This window comes from Sphingobacterium multivorum, from assembly GCF_900457465.1.
Classification (GTDB): Bacteria; Bacteroidota; Bacteroidia; order Sphingobacteriales; family Sphingobacteriaceae; genus Sphingobacterium; species Sphingobacterium multivorum.
On sequence record NZ_UAUU01000011.1, the window covers coordinates 2,054,340 to 2,078,936 of the forward strand.

The window sequence follows — 24,597 nt, forward strand, 5'->3', positions numbered from 1 at the left end:
GTTTTTCAATTTCTTTCAATTACTCTTTTTTGCTAGGTTATCATAAGTTTTGAAATAGGAAAATGTAGGATAGTTATTACCTCAAAAGTCCAATGAAAAACAAGTTAAAGACATCCGGTATACCTTCGATGGTATAACAGTAAAATCTTTAAAATTTGTAGGGCTATGGGAAAATTTACATCTGCAAAAAAGAAAAAATCAATCAATGCAGAGATGTTAAAACATTCTACATTCATTGAGTTGGAAGAAATACCTTTTGAACAATTTTTAGAAACCGTTCGTAGCACCGGCCGGGTTGTTAGCGAAGAGGAAGCAAAGGAAATGCTTGAGATTTTATATACTTTAGCAAGAATTACAATAAAACAGTTCTTCTCCCCCGATTAATCTATTTTTTGTAGCTTTGTATAATTGTGACTGATGATTGAACAATTTGATATCCAGTGAATTGTTGCATCAGCTTAACCAAGTATAATTTTCAAAAATTTTTTCTGATGAGAAAGACTTCAATTTTAATGAGGGCTAATATTCGTATTAGATTTCCTACCAATTGGGATTTACAAATCTCTGTTTTCAATTCAAAAATTTTAAACTTAATATATGCTTATGAAGAAGAATTTTAGCAGTAAGATAGCGGATCTTTATATTCGTGTATCGACAGATGAACAGGCAGACAAAGGATATTCACAACGAGATCAGGCGGAGCGTTTGCAGGCATATTGTGCGAAATACGATATAGCCGTAGATAACGTTTTTTTCGAAGATCACTCTGCAAAAAACTTTGATCGTCCTGAATGGAGCAAATACCTGAAAAATCTTAAAAAAAGAAATAAAAGAGACAGGGAGCCTCGATTAGTTCTATTTACTAAGTGGGACAGGTTTAGTAGAAATGTCGGTGAGGCTTATCACATGATCAGTGTTCTCGAAGGTTTGGAGGTAGAGACACAAGCTATAGAGCAACCTTTAGATCTAAAAATTCCTGAAAATAAGATTGTGTTAGCTATATACCTTTCAACACCTGAAGTAGAAAATGATCGTAGGGCTTTAAATGTATTTTATGGGATGAGACGTGCGCGAAAGGAAGGGCGTATTATGGGTATTCCGCCTTATGGTTATATTAATAGGTGTACCGAAGACGGTGCGAAATACATAGGTGTCAGACATCCGGAAGCAGATAATATAGTGTGGGCATTTGAGGAAATCGCAAAAGGAGAATTACCTTCTGAGCATATTCGTTTGCTTATGAATAAAAGAGAAGGGAAGGATCTGACAAGAAATGCTTTTATGGTAGCTGTCAGAAATCCTGTGTACACTGGAAAGGTTTTCATCCCCGAATTTGAAAATGAGGAAGCCCATTTTGTTAAAGGAAAGCATCTACCTTTAATTACGGAGGAGCTTTTTGAAAAGGTGCAGATCGTTTTAGATGGTAAAGGTAGGAAAAGCAAATCTGAGCACGGAGAAAATCGGGTTTTGCAGAATGAGAATTTTCCATTGCGTGGCGTCTTGATTTGTCCACGTTGTGGTAAAAACGTTGACAGCAAGTACATCGCAAGGCAATACGAAGCGTTACAACTATTATCATTGTAATTCAAAATGTGGTTTCCGCCATAACTCTGATATAGTCAATAATAAGTTTGTTGAAACTCTTCGAGAGTTTGAAATTCTTCCCGAGTACAGAGACACGTTAAAGATAGTTGTTTTAAAAAATTACAAAAAGCATTGTGGTAATGTTGATGATGAGAGAAAAGCTGTTGTTGAGGAAATGGAGAATGTTAATCAAAAACTTAGTAAAGCCAGAAATTTATTTTTATCAGATCGATTAGACGAGGATGATTATAATGAAGTAAAGGTCGAATGTAAAAAAAGAAGCGATGAACTTGATGAGAGTTTGAAAAGTTTAACAAAGGCTAGCAAGGATCAAGATGTGCCTGGTAAACTTTCATTAGCTATCGAAAGTATCGCTAATATAGCACAGAGGTACAATGATTCATGTGTGGAAGATAAAAGAAAGATCGCCAGTTCACTTTACTACCATAAATTAGAGTTTGACGGCAAGAACTTTCGAACCCCAAAATCAAATGCATTTTTGAATCTAATTAGACTGAGTAAGAGGGGGTTAGGTGATAAAAAAAATCGTCATCAAAGCTGTAAAAACTCTGATGACGATGAAGTGATCCCGCTGGGATTCGAACCCAGGACCCATACATTAAAAGTGTATTGCTCTACCAGCTGAGCTACGGAATCTTACTTCTTTATTTTGAACTGTCGTTCCTTGTTTGAAGTGATGCAAAAGTAGGGCTTTAATCCTGTTCCTGCAAATAATTTTGGCTTAAAATCATGCTTTGAGGTTTAATAAGCTGATTTTAAGCCAAAAAAATTAACCATTTTCCAATTCCATGATTTCTTCCGCCAGCTGTTCCCAACTCTCCTGAAATTGCGTCAATAATGCCTTCGCTGAGTTGTAAGAGCGTGTAGTTTCCTGTAACTTAGTCGCATCCGAATACACTGCTTCGTCGGCAAGTTTTGATTCTAAATTTTTAACTAAAATTTCTTGCTCTTCAATTTTTTGTTCAAAAGACGTTAGCTCCTTATTTTTTTTACTCAACAAACGTGTTTTATCTTCCGTAAGTGGTTGCTTTTCTTTCTTTACTTTGGGTTCTTCCTTGATTTTTTTCTCCGTTTTTACGTCCGCCTTTACGACGCGTTTTGCAGCCCATTCTTCATACTCCTGATAGGTACCTGGGTATTCCTTGATCTGTTTGTCTTCAATGTACCAGATTTTGTTTGCTACATTGTCTAAGAAATAACGATCGTGGGAGACAACGATAAATGTACCTTCGTATTGCTGCAAGGCCTGGATCAGAATGTTGACAGACTGCATATCCAAGTGGTTGGTAGGCTCATCGAGCGCTAAGAAGTTCGCGTCCGCGGTTAATGCTTTTGCAAGGGCCACACGCGATTTCTCACCTCCGGAGAGTACTTTGATCTTTTTGAATGCATCATCACCAGTGAATAGAAAACATCCAAGGATCGAGCGCAATTCAGTCTCTGTATGCTTCGGCGCAAAAGTTTGTAACTCGGCAAGGATGGAATTTTCCAGGTGCAGCGCTTCCAGCTGGTGTTGCGCAAAAAATGTCTGCGAAACATTGTGTCCCTGTTCTGCTTTTCCTTCAAACTGGTGATCCGCATTGGCCACGATACGTAAGAGAGTAGATTTACCTTTACCATTGGCACCAATTAGGGCTATTTTATCACCCTTTTCTATAATGGCTGAAGTATTTTTTAGGATCTCCAGGTTAGGGTATGACTTGGAAATATTTTCCAATGTCACGACGTGGCGCCCCGAAGGTTTTGAAAATTTAAAGCTGAAGTTTACCGTAGGATTGTCATCGTCTACATCGTCAATTCTCTCCAAGCGATCTAATGCTTTGATGCGCGACTGCGCCATTTTGGCTTTAGAAGCCTTGGCGCGGAAACGCTCGATAAGGCGTTCTTCCTGTTTTATCTTGGCTTGCTGGTTTTTGAATTGATTGGCCTGCAATTCATTCCGTAGTTCCTTCTCTTCAAGATAAAAACTGTAGTTACCTGCATAAAGTGTTAATTTTCCTTTACGTGATTCTACGGTTTTCTTGATGATGCGGTCAAGAAAATATCGATCGTGGGAAACAATCACAATGGCGCCATCAAATGCTTGCAGATAGTTCTCCAGCCATTTGATGGAAGGTAAGTCCATGTGGTTGGTCGGTTCATCCAATAACAGAATATCTGGAGTTTGCAATAAGATACGGGCAAGCATAACCCGCATACGCCATCCTCCGGAGAAAGTGGCCAATGGTCTTTTCTGTTCTTCTTCGGAAAAACCTAAACCGGCAAGGATTTCATGGGCCTTAAATTCGATGTTATAACCATCTAAAGCCTCAAATTCTACTTGTTTATCGCTTAGTTTATTCAGGATTTCATCCGAATAATCTGTTTCTAGTTTGTGGAGTAAGTCCTCGATTTCGGCATGTAATTGATTTTGGCGCTCAAAAGCTTCCATGGCAACATGCAAAATGCTTTTTTCAGAATGGTACGACAATAAGTCCTGGTTTAAATAACCAATCTTAAGGTCCTTCGCCATGGAAATCGTTCCTGATGTGGGCGTATATTGACCGACAATAAGGCGAAGTAAAGTCGATTTACCTGTACCATTGGCACCGATCAAGCCAACTTTATCTCCTGGTTTGATATGCCAGTTTGCTTCGTCATATAAAGCGCGAGATCCTATTTCAAATGTTAAATTATTTATTGATATCATTTCAACTGCAAAAGTACAAAAGTAATGAATATTTCTTCTTCTTTGAGTAACTTTGCGATTATGTATAAATTAGTCAAACCTATATTCTTTACAATGAATCCGGAGACGGCTCACCATAAAGTGACCGGTGGATTGAATGTTTTCTCAAAAATTTGGGGCGCCAAACAATTATTGAATGCTTTTTTTACCGTGGAAGATCCACGTTTGGAACGCGAAGTCTTTGGATTGAAATTTAAAAATCCGGTGGGCCTTGCTGCTGGCTTTGATAAAAATGCGGAATATATTGCGGATATGACTAATTTGGGATTTGGTTTTATCGAAATTGGAACGGTAACTCCTAAGCCGCAACCGGGCAACGATAAACCCAGGATGTTCCGCCTTGTTCCCGATGAAGCGTTGATCAATAGAATGGGATTTAATAATCAGGGGGCAGATGTTGCCGCTACAAGATTGAAAAATCTAAAGGATCGAAAAGGATTGTTAATAGGGGGAAATATTGGTAAGAATAAGGTGACACCCAATGAAGAAGCTGTCAATGATTATATTTATTGCTTCAATGCATTGTTTGACTACGTGGATTATTTTGTTGTCAATGTGAGTTCTCCGAATACACCGGGCTTACGGGATTTACAGGAAAAGGAGCCTTTAAAACATATATTGAATACTTTACAAAGCCTCAATATCGCAAAATCGGCTCCGAAGCCCATCTTGCTTAAAATAGCGCCCGATTTGACGGATAGTCAATTGGATGATATTGTCGAGATCGTTTTGGAAACTCAAATTGCAGGTGTTATCGCAACGAATACGACGATTTCAAGAGAAGGCTTACAGAGCCAACAGGAGCTGATCAATGAAGCGGGTGGTGTAAGTGGACGTCCTTTGACCAAACGTTCAACGGAAGTGATTCGCTACTTAAGTGAAAAATCCAACAAGGCATTTCCGATCATCGGTGTAGGGGGGATTCATTCGGCGAAAGATGCCATTGAGAAGTTAGATGCTGGAGCCAGTCTCATTCAAGTTTATACCGGTTTTATCTACGAAGGCCCAGGCTTGATCGCAAAGATTTGTAAAGGTATTCTTCAAACTGGAAGATAAGGATTAGTATGGCCGTTGATTTTGATCTGAAAGATTTCTTGGATAAGAAAGTTGATGAATATAATCAACCTGGTTTTATTCCAAATGATCCCATATCGATTCCCCATCAATTTTCCCGGAAGCAGGATATTGAGATCATGGGATTTTTGGCTTCCATCATGGCTTGGGGACAAAGAAAGACGATTATCAATAAATGTAATGAACTGGTGGCTCGTATGGATGGTTCGCCATACGATTATATTGTAAATCACCAAGAACAGGATTTAAAGACCTTGCTGGGATTTAAGCACCGTACCTTCAATGATACCGACATTCTTTATTTTGTTTCTTTTTTTAAGCATCACTATGCGCATTTCGAATCTTTGGAGGATGCTTTTCTCGTAGGACAGGAGAACAGGGAAGAGGTCGACCTAGAAATGGCATTGAATGCCTTTAAAACCTATTTCTTTTCCTTACCTGATTATCCTGTTCGCACGCGGAAGCACATTAGTAGTCCAGCACAGAAGTCAACCGTCAAGCGGATCAATATGTTTTTACGCTGGATGGTCAGAAAAGATACAAAAGGTGTAGATTTTGGTATTTGGCACCGCCTGTCCCCAAAAGATCTCATCTGTCCCTGTGATGTCCATGTCGAGCGTGTTGCCCGCAAATTTGGTCTAATTACGCTGGATAAAGTGAATTGGAAAACAGCCCAGGAATTAACAGCCAATCTGCGTTTACTGGATCCGCTGGATCCGGTCAAATATGATTTTGCGTTATTTGGATTAGGCGTTGAAGGGGAAATGTAAAATTAATGCATGAAGAAAAAAAAGCGTCCTTGCCAATTATAATTGGCAAGGACGCTTTTTTTATGCCGCCACCTATCCTAAGATGATGATGAGGTAGCAAACTTATGCGAGCCTATCGATCTTGATCAGAAGGTCAACCAAACGATTGGAATAACCAAATTCATTGTCATACCAGCCCACAACTTTGACCAGACCGCCCACTACCGAGGTTAACTGCGCATCAAATACACATGAATAGGGGTTATTGATGATATCTACCGAAACGATGGGGTCTTCTGTATAAAATAATACGTTTTTTAATTCGTCTTCTGCTGCAGCTTTGAATGCTTTATTGATTTCCTCTACAGTGGTTTCTTTCTCGAGCGTACAGGTAAAGTCCGTCAATGAACCGTTGAGTACGGGGACACGTATCCCGGCTCCGCCAAGTTTATTCTGCAGATGCGGAAAAACATTGGTAATCGCTTTAGCGGCACCAGTAGTTGTTGGAATGATCGCCGACGATGCTGCCCGCGCTCTCCTTAAATCTTTATGTGGTGCGTCGTGAAGATTCTGGTCTCCCGTCATGGAATGAACCGTGGTAATATAGCCATCTCTGATGCCCCAATTTTCATCCAATATTTTAACGAGGGGAGCAACATTGTTTGTTGTACAGGAGGCATTGGATAAAATCGAAGCAGATAGATCAATGACACTGTCATTAATGCCCAATACCACTGTTGGAATGTCTTTATCTTGTGCCGGGGCGGAGATAATCACTTTTTTTGCACCAGCTTCCAGGTGGAGAGCCGCTTTGTCACGACTGGTGAAATACCCTGTAGATTCGATGACAACATCAATTTGAAGCTCCTGCCAGGGCAGTGCTGCAGGATCTTTTTCATTGGTAACCAAGATGGAAAGACCATTGACAATAATATGTTTTTCATCGTGTGTCACGGTGCCAGGAAAAGGACCATGTACAGAATCGTATTTAAATAGGTGGGCTAAGGTCTTCGTATCTGTCAGGTCATTGATGGCAATGACCTGCAGTTCATCGAAAGCCTCCCGTAAAAAGATATTACGTAGTGTATTCCGACCGATGCGTCCGAATCCATTGATTGCTATGTTTAGCATTTCAGATTATTTATGAAATTGGCTTATTGCTTCGTTAATATTTTTTTCACCTTCCCAATGTGCTTTTAGTTTTCCGTCCGCACCATAGACGTAATTTGCGGGAAATTGTGAAGGTACGTGAATGGTCTGTATAAACGTTTGGTCTTTATCAATCAATACCTCTACGTTGGATGCTTTGGATAGTTTAGGTGCAAAGGTGTCAAAAAAACCTAGTACTAAGGCCGGATCATTCATGGAAATATAATAAATATTGACGTCTTTTATACGATCAATATTCTTTTCAAGCTCCGTAGCTTCATGTTGGCAATGACTACACCCGGGATCAAATAGAATAAAAACGGTATTCTTGTCTTTAGCAACGTTTTCCTGCGTAACACGGATGCCCGAACGAAGCTGATAAAATGTGAAATTAGGAAGAATGGCTGCAGGGTCGGAAGATTGCTTTGGCGCAGCTTGACTAGGATCGTGGTCTGCATGATCATGACCTGCATGATCATGGCTGTCAGCACTGGCTTCCTGCGTAGTATTTGCAGTTTGATCTGTTTTCGGTTTGTTGTTGTTGCATGAGGAAATAATGCCGGCGGCCAATAACGCTGTCACTCCTAAGATTATCTTTTTATTCATAGAATACGTTTGCTTTTAAATCAGTTTTCGTGATTTTATCGTTTTAATGTTTATGCTTAATACATCGTCAATTTTTATGTAGAAAGTATTGAAGAATGTATTATACTAATGATCAAAACTATGAAAAAAAAGGGATTCTTAATCGTAGAAATTCATTTATGACAGTATACTGGATATTAATGCATGTTGTGATCAAAACAATTTAACCTGTTGCAGTTCCTTTATTCTATGATGTCAGGACCGTCATGCGTAGACTTTGAGTCTGTCAATGAGGTAGATTGAATAATTTCTGGCGTACTTCTTCCAAATTCAATGCTATACACCTTCAATAATACACCCACACAAGATAGGATTAGTGGACCGAAGATCAATCCCAGCATACCAAATAGGTTTAATCCCAGCAAAACACCGAATACCGTTATTAAGGGATGAACGTCACCCAACTTTTTCAATATGGTAAATCGAAGTACATTATCAATACTACCAATAATAATGATACCATATAAGGCAAGACCTATTGCATTTCCGGACTGTCCATTCGCCAATAGAAAAAGCGCTGCCGGTAGATACACAACCATGGTTCCCAAAATTGGGATTATAGTGGAAACTGCGGTAAGAATTCCCAGAAAGATCGGGCTCTCCAAGCCAAAGAACCAATAACCAAGCCCCGCTACAATACCTTGGCATATAGCCAAAATCGGGATACCGATTGCATTGGATTTTACCATCATATCAAATTCTTTCCACAACTCGGCTTTACTGGTTTGGGTGAAAGGGATCGCTTGATAAATGGTTTGTTCTAGTTTTTTGCTGCTAACCAACATAAAATACAACACAAATAGCGCTACCAGTATATTGACACCAACTTCCGCAACGGAATTCAGAATATTGGGTATAAATTTAGCTGCTTTTTGAAGCGTTCCCATTAAGGCGGTATCAGAAAGATCGATATTGCTTAAATAGGGGCTATCTTTAAAGTACGTTTTGATCGAGTCAAACTTGTGCATCAGATCGTCTTTATTGCTAATGACTTCTGTTACCTGAGGTACCATGTAGTTGATTAACAGATAGAGTGGCCCTACCAAGAATATGATAGTCAATAATATCAATAAAATACTGGCGAAAGATTTATTCCATTTTTTTTCTTCAGTCAACTTAAAATTGATTTTTCTAAAAAGAATATATAAGGTAACTGCTCCCAGAAAACCGGGGAGGTAGTAGAATAAGCTTGTAAAGATCAATATACATATCGCCAATATGATGACGATTAGCATGATTTGATTGATGGAATTATTGTTGATTTGTTTGTACTTCATATAGCTGACAAATATACTGTCTATCGATTGTTATTTATCGTATGACAATATTTTTTTGGAAAAAGTTTTGTCTGGTTAAAATAAACTTTCTTTTTTATAATTTCAATGTTTTATTGTATTTCTTTTTTCTGCCCTAAAGCCAATTGTGAAGTTCTGGTTCCCAGTGATTAGCAATCATGTTGTTTTGCTAAATTTTGATAGCTTTATACGCTATGCTGTACCTAGACTTTCTTTAACCTAGGCACTAATCGTGCGTAGTAAACATAGTCTGTTTACGTTTACATGTAGGGCCAACATCATTCACGTTAGTATGGAAGATGGAAATCTGCTTAATTTTAGTTTTGATTCTGCGGCATTAAAACCTCCCTTAAGATCGTTAGTATATCGTATTGTTTGACAAAAAGCATGGATTGTACCGTCCTTGTTTGACTGGTTTCTTTAGCTGAAAAGGCCGTGCTGCTTACTGTTTTGGTCGCCTTATGAAAAAAAGGATGAGACCCTTTTCCTTTTTTATTGTTTGAAAATAAGCCCATAATCTTTTGTTTTTGTTGGTTATAGCGATCAGGCTCGTTCAGCGGAACCGCTATAACTAATATACAAAATAAAACGGAATTAATTGATAAAAATTTGACTGCCACGCTCTTCATCCTTTTCTATTGAAAGGGATACTCGAATACGTTCTTTGAGCTCTTCAACATGTGAAATAATACCGACGATGCGGTTTTCCTTGTGTAAATCTAATAGGGTTTCGAAAACAATATTAACAGAAGTGATATCTTGTGTTCCAAAGCCTTCATCGATAAAAAAGAAGTTTCTGGTCGCACGCGAATTAGACTGTACACTTTCTGCTAAGGCCAAAGCCAGACTTAGGGATACCTGAAATGCCTGTCCACCGGATAGTGTTTTTACACTGCGATTTTTTCCCTCATTCAAATAATCGATAATTTCAAATTCATTGTTGTCATTCAGCTGCAGGCTAAGTTGATTGCGGGTCATGCGATGGAAACGAATGTTCGCATGATCACACAGCTGCCGTAAATAAATCGAAGAAACATATTGCACAAAGCCCGCACCTTTAAATAGATTAAAAAGTTGTTTCAAATTATCGTGGCGTAAACTTAGTTTGATCTGTTGTTGCTGGAGATTTTCCTTTTTAGCATAGGCGATTCTTAGCTGATCGCGCTCTTGTTGAAGTCGGGCAACATTTTCTGTGCTTGCTTTCAATTCTTGGGCGCTCTCATCCAGGATTTTTTCCTGCGCGAGAAATTGGTTTTCGTCATATACCTGGTCGACGAGTTTCTTTTCCAACTGACTGATCTGTGCCTTCACCGTTTCAAATTGAATCTGAAATTGCTCCAGCTCTTGTCGGATCTGTATGACAGACAAATTCTCCGCGAGGATTTGCCGAATCTCTTCCAACGTTTCAAAGGGTGACGCCTCAAGTAGCTGTTGGAGCGTGACATCGGCCTCTTGACTTTCACGTTCGATATGTCCGAGCTGTTCAACAATGGTCTGTACCAAGCTGTTTTGGGCTGCAAATTGACTGTTTAACTCATTTAATCGTTCGCTTAAAGCAATGTAGTCGCGCTCAATCTCAAGATTCGATCTTTTCAGTGCAGTATATTCCTGTTCGACTGCTTCGGACTCCCGCATTTTATAGTCGGACCAGCGCAGCGTTTTTAGATTCCCCATATTTTGATTAATCTGGGCCTGTTTGCTTGCTTCATCACGTTCAAACTGATGCAGTGCTTTATTGTATTTCTCCAGCTTTTCCTCAACGGAGGCGAGTGTAGCCTGGTGTTCGCCAAGTTGTTGCTCCACTTTTGCTAGTTGCGTTTCGATCCGGGCAAGCTCCTGCTTATTTGATGTGTAGCTGGATTCATCCGTAGGACTATAACCGGCCCATGTAAATTGTTGGGCATGCGCAATTTTGTTACGGGCATTCAGCTGTATTTTCGTATGTAGATCTTGTTGCTGATCATTTAGTGACTGCAAACGTAGCTGAAGTTTCTCTACCTGAAATTGCTGATCTTGTTGGTGCTTAAGGTTCTCATTTGTCTCAGTAATCAATTTCTCATTAGCGGCAACCTGGTGAGAAATATCCTGTCCTTGATTGATGGCGGGATGTTCCAAAGCTCCACATAGTGGGCACGGGGAGCCTGCTTTAAGGTTTTCTGCATATTGGGTCAGCCTTTGCTGCAGGAGAAGATGAGATTTTTCATCTTGGAGTGCTTGAAGTTTTTGCTCGAGGGCATTGACGACAAGAGGATGATTGGATCGAAATTCTTCGAGATCAGGATGGAAGGTATGGAGTTCATTCTTCAGTATGGCTATGCTTTTTTCTAAATCAATGGCCTGTTTGTTCAGGTCGTCTTCCTGCTGCTGGATGCTCTGCTGCTTGGTATACCACTGACCCAGCTCCATGAGTTCTTGAGATGAGGGTTTTGCTCGCTTTAGGCTGACGATTTGAATTTCTGTCTCCTGAATTCTGGCTTTATAATGTCGTTGTTGATCTTTCGTTTCCTGCACAAAATTGCGTCCCTTCTGCGCCCGATCCTGTAAACTCTTGATTTCATTTGAAAACGTAATCAATTGGCTTATCAATTCCAGGTCCAATTCCTGAATACGACGCTGTGGTAGCAGCTCATATTGTGATTTCAACAGATTTAGACTTGAGGAATGCTCCTGGATTAGCTGTTGAATTTCGGCCTGTCTTTGCTTTTCGGTTTCTACTCTTTTCTGTGTAATTAGGCCTTCCGCCGCTAATTTTTCCTTAGTTTTAAGAATATGTAGAAAGTTGGTTTGCGCTTCCTCAAAGCGATTTAACTTTAACCGTAAAGTTTCTTTTTCATCTTTTTGTTCTAGCAATTGCTGAAAGAGTGCTTTCACTGTTCGGAGTTCTAAGAAATCCTCTTTGAGTTTTTTGAGGCTTAAGAACCTTTCATGATGCGCCTTGTACGACGACTCAAGGACGACAAAGGACTCGACTGCCAGTTGGAGATTTGTTTCGGTCGTTTCTATCAGTTCGGTTGTGACCTCATCAAATCCGATTAATTGACCGTTGAGGTGATCCAGTTCGGACTGATTTTTTTTATAGAGGTTGGAAACTTTATCCTGCAGGTCGAATCGATGCAGCTGAAAAATTTCTTTCATCATATCCGTGCGTTCCTTGGCTCCGAGTTCTATAAACTCTTTAAACTGTCCTTGAGGAATGATGATTGTCCGCTTGAAGTTCTCATAGCTTAATCCGATGATATGCTGTGTATTGCTGCTTTCTAGTGGGACCCATGCTTCATTGATTTTTTCGTAGAGTACAACCGTGGGCGATTTCACATCATCGAAATTTTTGGAATTGCGTTTAAATTCGCGGGTAATTCTAAATGTACGGTCTTCAAAGTTGACGAAATCAAGCTCAATATAAGATCGGTTAGACTTTAGATTCATCATGTTATAAGCGCGCTTATCCCGTGCATTCAGGCGTTCTGTTTCCCCAAATAAGGAGTAGGTAATTGCTTCCAATATCGATGATTTGCCGGAACCCACAGCACCGAAGATACCAAAAAGACCTGCTTGAGAAAGCGCAGTGAAATCGATCGTCTGACGTTCTTGATATGAGTATATCCCTTCTAGAGTTAACTTTAATGGAATCATGGATTATGAGTTTAGGATTTCGCGAAAAAGATCGAGGATGTCATCATTGGGTGCCTGGTTGCCGTTCTTGGATTTAAAATAATCGTTGAATAAAGTCGACATGTCTTGTGTAAGATTAATTTCTTTGGCTTCAAGCAGCTCTTGCTCATCCTGCTTAATGAGCGGAATGAGGTAGATTATTCCCGAATGGCTCTGATAGATTCGCTTGCGGTCCTCGGCTTTTAAGAAGGTCTCCGATTTCAGCGTGAGCTCCACCAATGCATTGGGGTTTTCAGACAACCAAGATATACACTGCTCAATATCGTCGAATGATTTTCGGACCAGCGGTTTGCCCTGAGTCAATGGAATGCGCTCGACAATTGCTTGTTCGCCGGCCGATACATTCACCAGCGCAACGTATTTAGTTTGCCCAGCCTCCGAAAAGCTATAACATAGGGGCGAAGATGCATAAATTACCGGTTTCTCAGCCGAACCGATATTTTTATAACCATGGATATGCCCTAATGCCGTGTATTGGACCTGCGGCGGGATGGCCTCTGAATAGATTAAGTCTGCATTACCAATTTTGACCGGTTTTTCGCCATCTGGCTCCTCTAAAAGTGGACTGCCCAATTTATTCATGTAAAGATGTGCCGTCAATATATTGACGCCTTTATCATCGCAATAGGTATTGGCTATTTTTTGCCAATTTGCCGCTAACACTTCATTCAATTTACTTTCTTTCTCTTCGCCTAGATACTGTTTTAAGCGTATTTCATTGGCATAGGCTGTGTGAAGAATACGAATCGGGTCGTCAAATTGCGGCAAGCTTAATTCGATGAAGCCTGTATCTGACTGTAACACGGTGAAACCCTCTGTTGCGAAAGGAGTGACCACAGCATGAGGATGCCCGATTAAGATGATCCCCGACGCTCTTGCCAAAGGATCGGGTGCATCAATCAAATGAGGTGAATCGTGATTGCCTGCGATTGCTATTACAGGGCGCATGCCATTCTTTGTAAGACGCTTGATGGTTCGGTAAAATAACTCAATGGCTTCCACACCTGGATTGAAGGCATCGAACAGATCTCCTGCGATGATCACCAGATCCACGTTTTCCCGATCTGCGATATGAACGATTTCGTCCATGACCAGTACTTGTTCATCTATCCGGGAAAAACTGTCCAATCTTTTTCCTAAATGCCAATCGGCGGTATGCAATATTTTCATGTGAGAGCTTGGATATTTTGCGACAATGTTACAAACTAAGATAATTTTGGCATGAAATGCAATTATAATTGGATGGAATCTTTCAAATGATCAATTTGTGCTAATAAGGAATGAGGCCTTTCTTTTCTTTGAATGGCTATGTTCACGAAATCGAAGTGTTAAAACATGTTAAATGCATACCATAAAAGTCATTTAATTGTATTTTTAGTGCTCCAAAATTAAGCTAGATAGTCATAGACAAGAAGTATGCGAAAAATTTACCTGTATATCTGTTTTTTCTTTATGCTGTTGATGCGCGTAAATGCGCAGGAGATACACGCTATAAAAGGGGAGACTGCTTATCCCTTTCTATTGAAAGATGCTGCACCGGATTCATTGGAATCTGAAAAGCAGCCTGTGTTTGTGTTTTTGCACGGAAGAAGTTTGTCCGGGACAAATTTAGACCGTGTAAAGCGTTACGGTGTATTGTATGCCATCAATAAAGGGCAGGATGTACCTGGGATAATTGTTGCACCACAGTCCCGGGGAGGATGGGATCCAGACAAAGTGATCGAAATTGTTGACTATGTTATTGAACATTACAATGCCGACCCCGATCGTATTTACGTTTGCGGCATGAGTATGGGAGGCTATGGCACAATGGATGTGGCTGGCAAATATCCTGAAAGGGTGGCTGCTGCCGTTGCAATATGTGGTGGTGGATCGAGTCAGTATGCATCTAACCTGACGCAGGTGCCGATATGGCTTCATCATGGTACTGCTGATCGTGCTGTGCCAATTTCGGAATCCCGAAAAATTATGAATGCGATAAAAAGAGAGGATCCGGAAGCAAATGTGAGCTTAAATGTAATAAAAGGGGGCACACACGGAAGCGTGGAACGACTGTTTCATGACGATGCAATTTACAATTGGATGTTGAAATTTAAGAAAAAGCATAAATCTTAGCTTAACGTGAATGCGAAGGTGCTCTGTCGGACAGTGATTTACAACATAAAAAAGCCTGATGAAATATTTCTATCAGGCTTTTTTGTTGTTATCCTTCGTGATCAAAGGCGGACTGTCTTTTTTGAAATTGAGCCATTAATATATTAGGTTGATGGATCAAACGTGTTTTTGCGAGGTATTCGGAGTTGTCAGCGTAAATAAACAACAACGTTCCATCTTTGATTGTGTTAATGATTGGACCTGCAAACTCTCTTGGAACCGCGGGGCAGCCGTAGCTTTTGCCAAGTCTGCCTAAACTTGCTATTGTTCCTGTGCTACAGTAGTCGGCGCCATGCATCACAACATATCGTGCTTTTGCATTGTCATTTATCCCCTCTTCAAGACCATTTAAAACCAAAGAGTAGCCGTTCTCGCCATTGTAGGTGTTTTCTGTTGTAAAGAATCCTAAAGAACTTTTAAGTGATTCCTGTTGATTTGAAAAATTGACGGCATAGTTTTCACCGCTATTTTTTCCATGTGCGACCAGCGTGTTGAATAGTACTTTTTTGTGCGCAAGATCGAGTACCACAAGCCTCTTTTCCGTTGATGCCAATGAAAAATCGATGACGGTCATGATGTCCTTGTTGTGGATCGGAAGTTCTTTTCTGCCTTCCATTGCTTGACGAAACGCTTCGTATTTTAATACTTTGCCTAGATTCATTTCATCATACAATGAGTCAACTTCGGTATGTTGACGTTCGACATTGATACGATGAGTGCTGGTGGTTTGTTGATCTGTTGTTTTTAATTCTTCTTGTGAGGACAGTGCTGTATTAAGTGCCATCAAAAGAAACATAAACGTATTTCCCATTCTTCTCCTTTTCTGTGTAGATGTTTACAAAATTAATGATTAAAGATAATACATATTTGATTACAGAATGTTAAATATTGTTAATCAATAACAACAACCAGCGAAGCGAGGTCTTTTGACCGTTTATAGACAAATTGAGCGTGAGATGACGCATTTCTGACGCACATGTGGGACTTGGGTATTGTGCCCAGACTCTCACTATATTCAATGATGCTGCCGTTGGGATTGTTAACTGGAACCCCATGTATATAGGCCCCAGCGGTAAATCGGGTAGCATAGGGGGCGAATCCGGCATAAGTTTTGGTACCGTCTTCATAGTAAAACATCTTGGATTTGTGTTCCTGGACCACAAAGAGGCCTGTCGGTGTTTCCTGGGCATGGGGAGGTTTGTGCCGGCCACTCGTCACGGGGTTCATGCTTCGGACAAGCCATTCGTTACCGACCTTCTCCAAGGTGCAGATATTTTGGTTCTTCACATCGACAACATTGATAATGTTGAACTGTACGGTATCGCTAATGATGCGAAGATATCTTTTGGGTACGGTATATTTCCCTTCGAATGAAATACCCTCAATCGGAATCCGTGCGATGCTTTCGGGGCCTTGTACGCGAACGAGCCAGCCGTCCCGACCGTAACGAACGGCCTTCGCGCTGTTAAGATCGTAGAGGGGTGCCGCTTGATAGCGTTCGACATTGAAACTGTCGGACACGCGTTTATAAGAGTCCCGCTTATAATTCTGGATTGTTGGCGCTTCGCCCTTTTCATTTTGATAATTTGTAGAACGCCGTACAGCGATGGAGACTGTTGAAAATTTTCGATAAAGGCCAGGCGTTCCTTGATTTTATCCCATTGAAAACCTCGCGTGGTATCTTTATAGGGATAACTGTCCTCCAGGGTGTATTTGTTGTAAAGCAGCTCTTTTTTTAGGATAATATCCTCAGCCGTAAATACTTTTTTCTTCTCAACCTGCTCTTTAGGAGGTGTAGGTTTTCGCTGTTCAGTTTGCTGATTGGTCTTTGTTGTGTTTTTCTTATCTTGCCGGCATCCCGGCAATAGAAACAACATGCTTAGTATGAAACAGGTTAATCTTCGATTCATATATGGATGTATAGATTATCGTTTTATACCTTAAACTTAGATAATTAGTTTATTATTTGCAATTTTATTGCAGTTGAAAGAAAAAGAATTACCGTTAAACCTTTAATATTCGTTTTGTGAACCCTAACAGATTTTCGAGGTTATGACGTTCACTTGGTGTGAAATTTGGTTGTAAAGAGCTGTCTTGAATGCTGGGGATATATTTCTTTGATGATGGATAAAAAGTTAGTTTTGTGGTCTGAAATAATCAGTGTGAAATAAGTGATATGGACAAAATTGTTATTTGCTCGGGGGTGATGCTTGCCCCGGAAGGAGATTTGCTGATGGTTCGTAAAAAAGGTTCTAGCTATTTTCAGCTGCCCGGCGGGAAGGTAGCTCCGGAAGAAAGCCGTGAGGAGACCTTAATTCGCGAACTCAAGGAGGAGCTTCAGTATGACGTGGGCGGGATGGAAATACGGTTTATCGGAAGCCACAGTACGCAAGCCGTAAATGAGCTTAATACGGTTGTCGTGGGCTATATCTATTTAATTAAACTGGCAGAGCGTCATGCATTTGAGGCTTACGAAGAGCTGGACGAAGTGCTGTGGATCAGTAAAGCTAATTGGCAGAACTACCGATGGGCTCATTTGGCATCCGAGTTTGTTCTTCCGAAATGGCTTTCGGGTGATTTTGATCAGTAAATCGTATTGAGTAAACAAATTAAACCTTTGTTTGTTAGAGTTTTATAAAAACTAAAAATAAACGAAGATTATGGAAAATCAGCTTTTAAAAGGGGCGAAGGACTTTTTTGACGAAGAAGCGGTCGCTCAGATAGGGCAAGTTTTAAACCAGGATAAAGAGGGGGTGAAGCAGGGGTTGAATGCAACAATTCCCGCCTTGTTTTTAGGTTTAAGCCAACATTCCGATTCCGGTGGAATTTCGGCAATACTTGAAAAGGCCAAGCAGCATTTCGCGGATTTCGATCTCAAAGGACTTCTCGGCGGTGTGACAAACGCGGATGAGTCTGCAGGGGATCGTGCGGTGGAAGGTGAGAATTCGGCTGGGCTACTGGGATCAATATTTGGTAGTGGCCTGGATACCGTTTTGAGTACCGTTGCCGGTTATTTGGGCTATGATGGTAGTTCCATTGGGAAATTAATGAATTTTTCTCTGCCAGCGATATTCTCCAGTTTAACAAATAAGGGACAAAATTGGGATTTTGAACGTATCGGTCATGTTTTGCAGGAAAATAAAACAGCTTTTGCTGCTGCTGTGCCAGCGGGTTTAGGTTTAGGTGCCTTTGGAAAGCTTTTCGATGGGGCGCATTTTTCTCCACCTTTGGAGTCGGTGACTGAACCTGCAGTTCCTGTTGATGTTGTCAAGGAGGTCGATAGTCATAAGTCAAGCTCCATTAATCCGGCAAATAAGTTGGAAGCACATAAAGAGCCTTTGTCATTGCCGAGAACAGGAGAGTCGCGGGCAGCGATAGCTGAAAACAGTTCCAGAAGCGGGTCCGGTGGCGGTTGGTGGAAGATTTTAATCGCCTTGGTTATATTGGCTCTACTCTGGTTTTTATTTGGAAAAGGCTGCAGCGGCAGTAAGCAAGACGGTGCTACCGACACCAGTGTGAACAGTGCAATGGTGGATTCAAGTACCATGAAAACAGGTTCCAGTTTAGTGGAGCGCGAGCAGACGGAGGTCATCTTGCCAGATGGTGTCAAACTTGCTGCATTTAAAGGCGGGATAGAAGATCAGTTGGTCCAATTTCTAAAATCCGATTATAAGTCGATCGGTGAGGATTCCCTGAAAAATACCTGGTTTGATTTCGATAACCTGAATTTCAAAACAGGTACAGCCGAGGTGTTGCCTGAAAGCCAGGTGCAACTGCGTAATCTTGCGGCGATATTAAAGGCTTTTCCTGCAGCCAATATTAAGATCGGTGGTTATACCGACAAAACAGGTAATGAGGATTTTAATAAAAAGTTATCGCTTGAGCGCGCAACAGCTGTAAAGGATTACCTGGGTAAAGAGCAGCTTTCCAAACAGGTAATCGGTGCAGAGGGGTACGGTTCACAGTTTGCCAAGTATAAGGCAGATGGGCCCGAATCCGATCGTATTATGGATCGGCATGTTTCGATAAGTGTACGGTAAGTGTTTTTTGCTGAACAATAGCCTTGAACGATCCGATCGACAAGGCTAAGTTTGAATTCCAAACTATGTTTTTTCTCATAAAAATGCCCCCAGAAAGTGTCTCGCTTTTGGGGGCATTGCAGTGTAACCTGCCCTTTTCTTTGGTGTAATGGAATGCTCTTTAGAAACTGTATACACAGGCCAATAGAAATTGTCCTGCAGATTTAGTTGGGCTTAAGTCGTTCTTGATGAATCGTTCGGTATTTCCTTTGTCAATTCTGATTTCGGGAATAAATTTGAATCCATGGTAATTGTATTCTGCTGTTAAGGTGGTTGCGAGGATATTGGAACTAGGGATTCCATTTTCTTCCTCTTTATGCGTTTGGAAAAACTCTTCGCGTAATCCTAGGCCAAAATTTTCTGAAAAATGAATTCTTGGATAAAGTGCTATTCCAGAGTAACCGCCACCATCTCTCTTTTTATAATTTGTAGCATTTAATCCAAGGAAAAATTTTGAGGTGAAGTCATAATTAGCAACGAGATCGACCAAGGTCCCGGAACTGTAATTGTTTTTACCGCCAGCGGACGATCCTGTCAGAAAATTGAGATAGAAGCTGCTTTTGTCATTGGGGGTATAGGCCAGTTGTGATCCGACATGGGAAACTCCGTTCATATCTTGATAGACGTTCCAGTCGTTAAATAGTCCGACCATTAAGGCTACTTTGTCTGAGAAACTATAGGTAGCTTTTAAACCTGCGTCTTGAAATGGGCCGGCGCCAAATAAATAGGAAGTTGAATAATGAAAGTTGTATGTGGGCGATATTACTTCAAAACCCACAAATGTTCCCATGAATCCTGCAGTAAGATTGAGCTTCTCGGTTAGATCATAGCCTACATATAAATTTTGGATGTGGAAACTGTTTTTGTCATCGCCGGCCTGGCCATCACCATTCATAATGGATCGATACTGCCCTCTGGGGCCAAAAGATAATTCTCCGACAAATGATGCTTTTTTAAACTTCTTTTTTACAGCCAAATCCACCATGCCAATAGACACAGAATTGTTGTCTTCCGTAAAATAGGTGTTGATGTTGGGTTTGTTTTGAAAATCATATTTCCAATAGGTGTCTACTGATCCGGATATTTCTATTTCTTTTTCTTTTGTTTCTTCTTGGCACGTGGCTGTGTTTATCAGAAATGTCGATAAAATGACGGTTGTTAGAAGTCTTTTCATGTTTTTTTTTGGTTTAAGTTTGATTTGTTTGATGTTTTTGGGTGAAATTATCTTTTTTTTGCTTGTTTTGTTTGGTTTTTGGTTTAAAAATAAAGTGATTATTGTGATTTTTGTATTTGTTTTCGTGAAATTATGTAAAAAAATCATAAAAAATAAAATAACATGGTATTTTTTTAATAAAAAGACTTTATATTTGAAAAAATTATAAGAGAAAGTAGCTTTTTGTTTTGTTCTTGTATTTTTTTAACAATTTTATTAATGTATTGAAAACACTAATCAGTTTAAACAAATGAAAAAAATTATTCCACTCATTGTTCTAGTTCTTTTGGGAGTATTAGGACTTGTATTTCCCTCGATTGACTTGTCTGACTTAAACAAGACAGAATTTGATACGGGAGATACGGCCTGGCTGTTGACTTCTTCTGCATTGGTGTTGATTATGACACCCGGACTTGCCTTTTTTTACGGCGGTATGGTTAGCAAGAAGAATGTAATTTCAACGATGATGCAAAGCTTTATATGTATGTGTTTAATGACAATCCTTTGGGTCATTGTTGGCTTTAGTTTAGCTTTCGGCGATGATATCGGTGGTATTGTGGGTGATCCGCGTACATTTTTTATGATGAAAGGTACATTAGGGAATGTTGCTTGGGGAGCGCTTCCCACTATACCTTTGGTTTTGTTTGCCATGTTTCAATTGAAGTTTGCGATTATCACACCGGCATTAATTACTGGGGCTTTTGCGGAACGTATTCGTTTCAATTCATTTATGCTATTCATTATCCTATTCAGTATTTTTATTTATATGCCATTGGCACATGCTACTTGGCATCCAGAAGGTATATTGGCAAAATTTGGTGTTCTTGATTTTGCCGGTGGTACAGTTGTGCACATGTCAGCTGGTTGGGCAGCGTTGGCAGCTGCTATTTATTTAAAAGGACGTAAGACGCAAAGTCATAATCCCGCACGTATAAGCTATGTGATATTGGGTACAGCACTCCTGTGGTTTGGCTGGTTTGGATTTAATGCCGGTTCTGCTGGTGGAGCAAATTCGTTGGCAGCATATGCTTTTGCGACCACAACTACTGCATCGGCCATGGCCGCCATAGCATGGATATTTGTTGATATCATACGTGGAAAAAAACCTTCAGCAATGGGGGCGTGTATCGGTGCCGTTGTTGGTTTGGTTGCGATTACTCCAGCAGCTGGTTTTGTCAGTATTCCACATGCGATGATCATTGGTTTGGTTGGTGCTTTGGTTAGTAATCTGGTTGTATATCTGAGAAGCAAAACAAGTATAGACGATACGTTGGATGTGTTCCCTTGTCACGGGGTAGGCGGTATGGTTGGTATGGTACTTACCGGTGTGTTTGCTCACCATAATGTTAATCCACTTGTTGTGGACAATGGCCTATTTTTTGGCGAGACGAAATTGTTTTTTGTCCATATGGTCGCGTTATTTGCGGTGTCATTTTTTGCCTTCGTGGGTTCATTGGTACTATTGAAGATCACCGATCTTATCGCTCCATTGCGCGTCGAAGAAACAGATGAAGAGCTTGGCTTGGATGTTTCTCAACATGCAGAAGCATTGTAAACCATTCGTAGCATAACGCTCCATTTATCCCAAACAATCTACTGCTTCGCGGTACATTATTTGGGATATTTTTTGCATTTTTGTCCTGCAAGGAGAAGAGTGTATCTTGTTATACACTATTTTCGGCAACTATGCCTCTAAAAAGATGTTCAATGACTACTGAGATTAAAGATACTTTGCGTTCTGATTTTGAAAAAATGATGCGTTATTGCCTCCAGAAAAATGGTGATTTCGGTTTTAACCTGTTTGGCGAATATGCTGTATCTGTATTAAATTTCTATGTCGGGAGTTCAATTTTGCCGCTTAACGAAAAACGTGAAGCTGCATTTTTCCTTACGAACCTTTACAATGCAGGTATTAGAAATGCAATTACCCCAGAGGATATTGAAGAAATAGCCGATGTGGTCTCGCAGGACAAGACGTTAAACTATCAGCTATTGGCCCCTATCTTTAACTAAGGTTTGATCTATACAGGATTAGTGCTTGGTCCACACCAGATCTCCTGTTTTATATCCACATTGGAGGGCATAGGTTAAAAATTCATTTCTTATTTTATCTGGAATTTCCCTTTCACGGCCCAAAATCCACATATAGTCGAGGTTGTCTCCAAAAATAAGTGCATATTTATAATCCGATGTTATTTTTACGATATTATAGCCACTGTAAAACGGTCCAAAGAACGACACTTTAAGTGCACCTTCATTGGGGCTGTTGACAAATTTAGCTTTTCCGATAGACTGTTTCCAGCGTTCTTTGTCTTCGGAGTACCCTTGGTTATTGACACGTATTGTACCATTTTTATTTTTGCTGTATTCTGCCGAAACTTGACTTAAGCCTTTTTCCCAATAAAAATCGAGTCTAGCTATTTCATACCATTTTCCAAGGTATTTATCCAAGTCAAACGGATCGACGACGTCAGGTCGCGAGATGAGGGGCTTAAAGGCATTATAGGCCACAGCGCTAAGTGCGACGCCAGCTAACAGTAACAGTGATTTTTTCTTATCCATGTTCATCTTTCGAATATATATTGTTAAAACAACAATTTTGATACCAATAAGGTTTACACATACCGCGCTATTTTGCTAATTTTGTTGACTAAAATTTGTATCGGTGTATTCAAGGGAAGAGATAAAACAATTAAAACAGTTATTCTGGACGAAGTTTGGCCAATTTATGGCTTTACATACTTCTGCAGATGGGGATAAGGTAAATTGGATCAACTACAAGACAGGCATTAAGCATTTATACTTCAAAATGGATGCGGATAACAAAGTGGCAACTGTTGCGATACAGTGGTCACAACCTGATGCTGGACTGAGGGCATTGATGGCAGAACAATTTTTTCAGTTTAAAGCGTTGTTGCAGGATCTTCTTGAAGAGGAGTGGATTTGGGACATGGACGGAACGGACGAATATGGGAAACCGATTTGTCGGATCTACACAAGCTTAACAGGTTACAGCGTTTTTAAAGAGACAGACTGGGCTGAGCTCATTTCTTTTTTTAAGCCTCGAATAATTGCGCTGGATGAGTTTTGGTCCTCAGCGAAGTATACCTTCGATATTTTCAAATAATTAACATTTAGTATAGTAAGATGAGTTATTACAGGTTTGATTCCGCTTTTCAACTCCAGTTTGTGAAGAGAACAGCGTTTTTTACAGGTAAGAACTTCGTCATCATTTAAAACAACAATCTAATGAAAAAAATGATTAAGGGTTTGCTGGCAATGGCAATGTGTTTTCAGCTTTCTTCGGTATTTGCGTGGGGTACAACGGGACATCGTGTCGTGGCCGAAATTGCGGAACGCCATTTGACAAAAAAAGCCAAAAAAAATATAGGGAAAATTATTGGAAAACAGAAACTGGCTTATTGGGCCAACTGGGGCGATTTTATTAAATCAGATCCCAATCCTGAATTTAAAAAACTGGGAAATTCCCATTTTATCAATTTAAACTCGAATTTACCCTGGGCTGATTTTCAATTGGGTTTGGAAAGTTCAGCCGACGAGAATCTTTATAAGACAGCGCTACGTATTGAGAAGTCGTTTGCAGATAAAACTCTTCCAATGGATCAGCAAAAGCAAAACCTGTATTTCTTGATCCATATTTTGGGCGATGCGCATCAACCCATGCACGTTAGCCGTGCTGAGGATCAGGGAGGCAATAAGATTGAAGTAAGCTGGTTTGGAAAAAAATCGAATATTCATCGTGTATGGGATAGCGATTTGGTTGATAATGAGAAGTATAGTTACACCGAGTTTGCAACTGTTTTAGATGTGAACAATAAAAAAGAGAATGCGCAGTTAGCGGCTGGGGAACTCTCGAATTGGTTGTATGAATCAAATCAATTAGCTGAAAAGATTTATGCTGACGTAGCTAATAACGCCAATTTATCGTACACTTATGTCTATCAAAACAAGGATATTATGGAGCAATGTATGCTCAAAGGTGGTTTACGCCTTGCCAAAGTGTTAAATCGGATTTTTGGTTAATGTAGCGGGGCTATCACTTCACACAAACAGGGCTATTCATTTTGGATAGCCCTGTTTGTGTCATGCCAGACATATTCCTTACAGTACCGTTTAAGTTATTCGCTTATCAAAGAAGCTGGCCTCACGGTTTGGATATCTTCCTAATTTAGGTAAGCCCGACGTTGCGATCAAATTGATTGTATGCTTTCAG

Annotated in this window: 22 protein-coding genes and 1 tRNA gene; 11 read left to right on the forward strand and 12 right to left on the reverse strand. The window is 40.2% G+C overall.

All coding sequences use genetic code 11. The features are described from left to right. The first annotated feature begins 165 nt into the window (after window positions 1–165). On the forward strand, window positions 166–384 hold the full coding sequence (locus DTA23_RS26500) for a hypothetical protein (RefSeq protein WP_078764597.1): 219 nt from the start codon (window positions 166–168) through the stop codon (window positions 382–384). 219 nt (window positions 385–603) lie between these two features. Further along, the gene (locus DTA23_RS26505) at window positions 604–1,584 is read left to right on the forward strand and encodes a recombinase family protein (protein WP_172462522.1); all 981 of its coding nucleotides are present in this window, start codon (window positions 604–606) and stop codon (window positions 1,582–1,584) included. A 584-nt stretch (window positions 1,585–2,168) separates the two neighbouring features. Here DTA23_RS26505 and DTA23_RS26510 read toward each other — a convergent pair. Next, window positions 2,169–2,241, reverse strand: a tRNA-Lys gene (locus DTA23_RS26510). 133 nt (window positions 2,242–2,374) lie between these two features. Next, window positions 2,375–4,294 carry an ABC-F family ATP-binding cassette domain-containing protein gene (locus DTA23_RS26515; RefSeq protein ID WP_112376478.1) on the reverse strand — a complete coding sequence of 640 codons (1,920 nt, stop codon included), beginning with the start codon at window positions 4,292–4,294 and terminating at the stop codon, window positions 2,375–2,377. A gap of 60 nt (window positions 4,295–4,354) precedes the next feature. On the opposite strand from DTA23_RS26515, the gene DTA23_RS26520 reads away from it, so the two are divergent. Together DTA23_RS26520 and DTA23_RS26525 are read left to right on the forward strand one after the other, a co-directional pair. Beyond that, window positions 4,355–5,389 (forward strand): quinone-dependent dihydroorotate dehydrogenase, encoded by a 1,035-nt coding sequence (locus DTA23_RS26520; RefSeq protein ID WP_070569103.1) that lies wholly within the window; start codon window positions 4,355–4,357, stop codon window positions 5,387–5,389. An 8-nt stretch (window positions 5,390–5,397) separates the two neighbouring features. Beyond that, window positions 5,398–6,177 (forward strand): TIGR02757 family protein, encoded by a 780-nt coding sequence (locus DTA23_RS26525; RefSeq protein ID WP_172462523.1) that lies wholly within the window; start codon window positions 5,398–5,400, stop codon window positions 6,175–6,177. A gap of 102 nt (window positions 6,178–6,279) precedes the next feature. Here the strand turns inward: DTA23_RS26525 and gap are convergent, their stop codons facing one another. The 6 genes from gap to DTA23_RS26555 all read right to left on the reverse strand — a co-directional run bounded on the left by gap (window position 6,280) and on the right by DTA23_RS26555 (window position 14,087). Continuing rightward, on the reverse strand, window positions 6,280–7,287 hold the full coding sequence (gene gap, locus DTA23_RS26530; RefSeq protein ID WP_112376479.1) for a type I glyceraldehyde-3-phosphate dehydrogenase: 1,008 nt from the start codon (window positions 7,285–7,287) through the stop codon (window positions 6,280–6,282). 6 nt (window positions 7,288–7,293) lie between these two features. After that, a complete protein-coding gene (locus DTA23_RS26535) occupies window positions 7,294–7,911 on the reverse strand; it encodes a TlpA family protein disulfide reductase (RefSeq protein WP_112376480.1) in 618 nt (205 codons plus the stop codon). A gap of 221 nt (window positions 7,912–8,132) precedes the next feature. Next, window positions 8,133–9,227: an AI-2E family transporter gene (locus DTA23_RS26540; RefSeq protein ID WP_070568932.1), complete on the reverse strand. Its 1,095-nt coding sequence runs from the start codon at window positions 9,225–9,227 to the stop codon at window positions 8,133–8,135. Between the two features lie 335 nt (window positions 9,228–9,562). Then, complete coding sequence (locus DTA23_RS26995; protein ID WP_139145072.1) at window positions 9,563–9,760, reverse strand: hypothetical protein; 198 nt, start codon at window positions 9,758–9,760, stop codon at window positions 9,563–9,565. Window positions 9,761–9,839: 79 nt separating this feature from the next. Next, window positions 9,840–12,878: an AAA family ATPase gene (locus tag DTA23_RS26550; protein WP_112376481.1), complete on the reverse strand. Its 3,039-nt coding sequence runs from the start codon at window positions 12,876–12,878 to the stop codon at window positions 9,840–9,842. A 3-nt stretch (window positions 12,879–12,881) separates the two neighbouring features. Continuing rightward, window positions 12,882–14,087: a metallophosphoesterase family protein gene (locus DTA23_RS26555; RefSeq protein ID WP_112376482.1), complete on the reverse strand. Its 1,206-nt coding sequence runs from the start codon at window positions 14,085–14,087 to the stop codon at window positions 12,882–12,884. A gap of 246 nt (window positions 14,088–14,333) precedes the next feature. Here DTA23_RS26555 and DTA23_RS26560 point away from each other — a divergent pair, with 246 nt between their 5' ends. Then, window positions 14,334–15,032 (forward strand): carboxylesterase family protein, encoded by a 699-nt coding sequence (locus tag DTA23_RS26560; protein WP_053003619.1) that lies wholly within the window; start codon window positions 14,334–14,336, stop codon window positions 15,030–15,032. 88 nt (window positions 15,033–15,120) lie between these two features. Here the strand turns inward: DTA23_RS26560 and DTA23_RS26565 are convergent, their stop codons facing one another. Both DTA23_RS26565 and DTA23_RS30060 read right to left on the reverse strand, forming a co-directional pair. Further along, window positions 15,121–15,882 (reverse strand): murein L,D-transpeptidase catalytic domain family protein, encoded by a 762-nt coding sequence (locus DTA23_RS26565; protein WP_236586050.1) that lies wholly within the window; start codon window positions 15,880–15,882, stop codon window positions 15,121–15,123. 80 nt (window positions 15,883–15,962) lie between these two features. Next, window positions 15,963–16,592 (reverse strand): L,D-transpeptidase, encoded by a 630-nt coding sequence (locus tag DTA23_RS30060; RefSeq protein ID WP_256604687.1) that lies wholly within the window; start codon window positions 16,590–16,592, stop codon window positions 15,963–15,965. A 655-nt stretch (window positions 16,593–17,247) separates the two neighbouring features. Here DTA23_RS30060 and DTA23_RS26575 point away from each other — a divergent pair. Both DTA23_RS26575 and DTA23_RS26580 read left to right on the forward strand, forming a co-directional pair. Next, a complete protein-coding gene (locus tag DTA23_RS26575; protein ID WP_053003618.1) occupies window positions 17,248–17,661 on the forward strand; it encodes an NUDIX hydrolase in 414 nt (137 codons plus the stop codon). Window positions 17,662–17,731: 70 nt separating this feature from the next. Then, the gene (locus DTA23_RS26580; RefSeq protein ID WP_112376483.1) at window positions 17,732–19,111 is read left to right on the forward strand and encodes an OmpA family protein; all 1,380 of its coding nucleotides are present in this window, start codon (window positions 17,732–17,734) and stop codon (window positions 19,109–19,111) included. Window positions 19,112–19,271: 160 nt separating this feature from the next. Here DTA23_RS26580 and DTA23_RS26585 read toward each other — a convergent pair whose 3' ends face one another. Next, window positions 19,272–20,324 carry an outer membrane beta-barrel protein gene (locus DTA23_RS26585; protein WP_112376615.1) on the reverse strand — a complete coding sequence of 351 codons (1,053 nt, stop codon included), beginning with the start codon at window positions 20,322–20,324 and terminating at the stop codon, window positions 19,272–19,274. 289 nt (window positions 20,325–20,613) lie between these two features. Between DTA23_RS26585 and DTA23_RS26590 the strand changes: the two genes are divergently transcribed. Both DTA23_RS26590 and DTA23_RS26595 read left to right on the forward strand, forming a co-directional pair. Then, on the forward strand, window positions 20,614–21,918 hold the full coding sequence (locus tag DTA23_RS26590; protein WP_112376484.1) for an ammonium transporter: 1,305 nt from the start codon (window positions 20,614–20,616) through the stop codon (window positions 21,916–21,918). Between the two features lie 152 nt (window positions 21,919–22,070). After that, complete coding sequence (locus DTA23_RS26595) at window positions 22,071–22,376, forward strand: hypothetical protein (protein ID WP_112376485.1); 306 nt, start codon at window positions 22,071–22,073, stop codon at window positions 22,374–22,376. Window positions 22,377–22,394: 18 nt separating this feature from the next. Here DTA23_RS26595 and DTA23_RS26600 read toward each other — a convergent pair whose 3' ends face one another. Further along, entirely contained in the window at window positions 22,395–22,925 is a 531-nt protein-coding gene (locus tag DTA23_RS26600) for a lipocalin family protein (RefSeq protein WP_112376616.1), read from the reverse strand. Between the two features lie 103 nt (window positions 22,926–23,028). On the opposite strand from DTA23_RS26600, the gene DTA23_RS26605 reads away from it, so the two are divergent. After that, window positions 23,029–23,490, forward strand: coding sequence for a DUF4268 domain-containing protein (locus DTA23_RS26605; RefSeq protein WP_070568910.1), 462 nt, complete (start codon window positions 23,029–23,031; stop codon window positions 23,488–23,490). Between the two features lie 122 nt (window positions 23,491–23,612). Continuing rightward, entirely contained in the window at window positions 23,613–24,407 is a 795-nt protein-coding gene (locus DTA23_RS26610; RefSeq protein WP_070568908.1) for a S1/P1 nuclease, read from the forward strand. Window positions 24,408–24,597 lie beyond the last annotated feature (190 nt).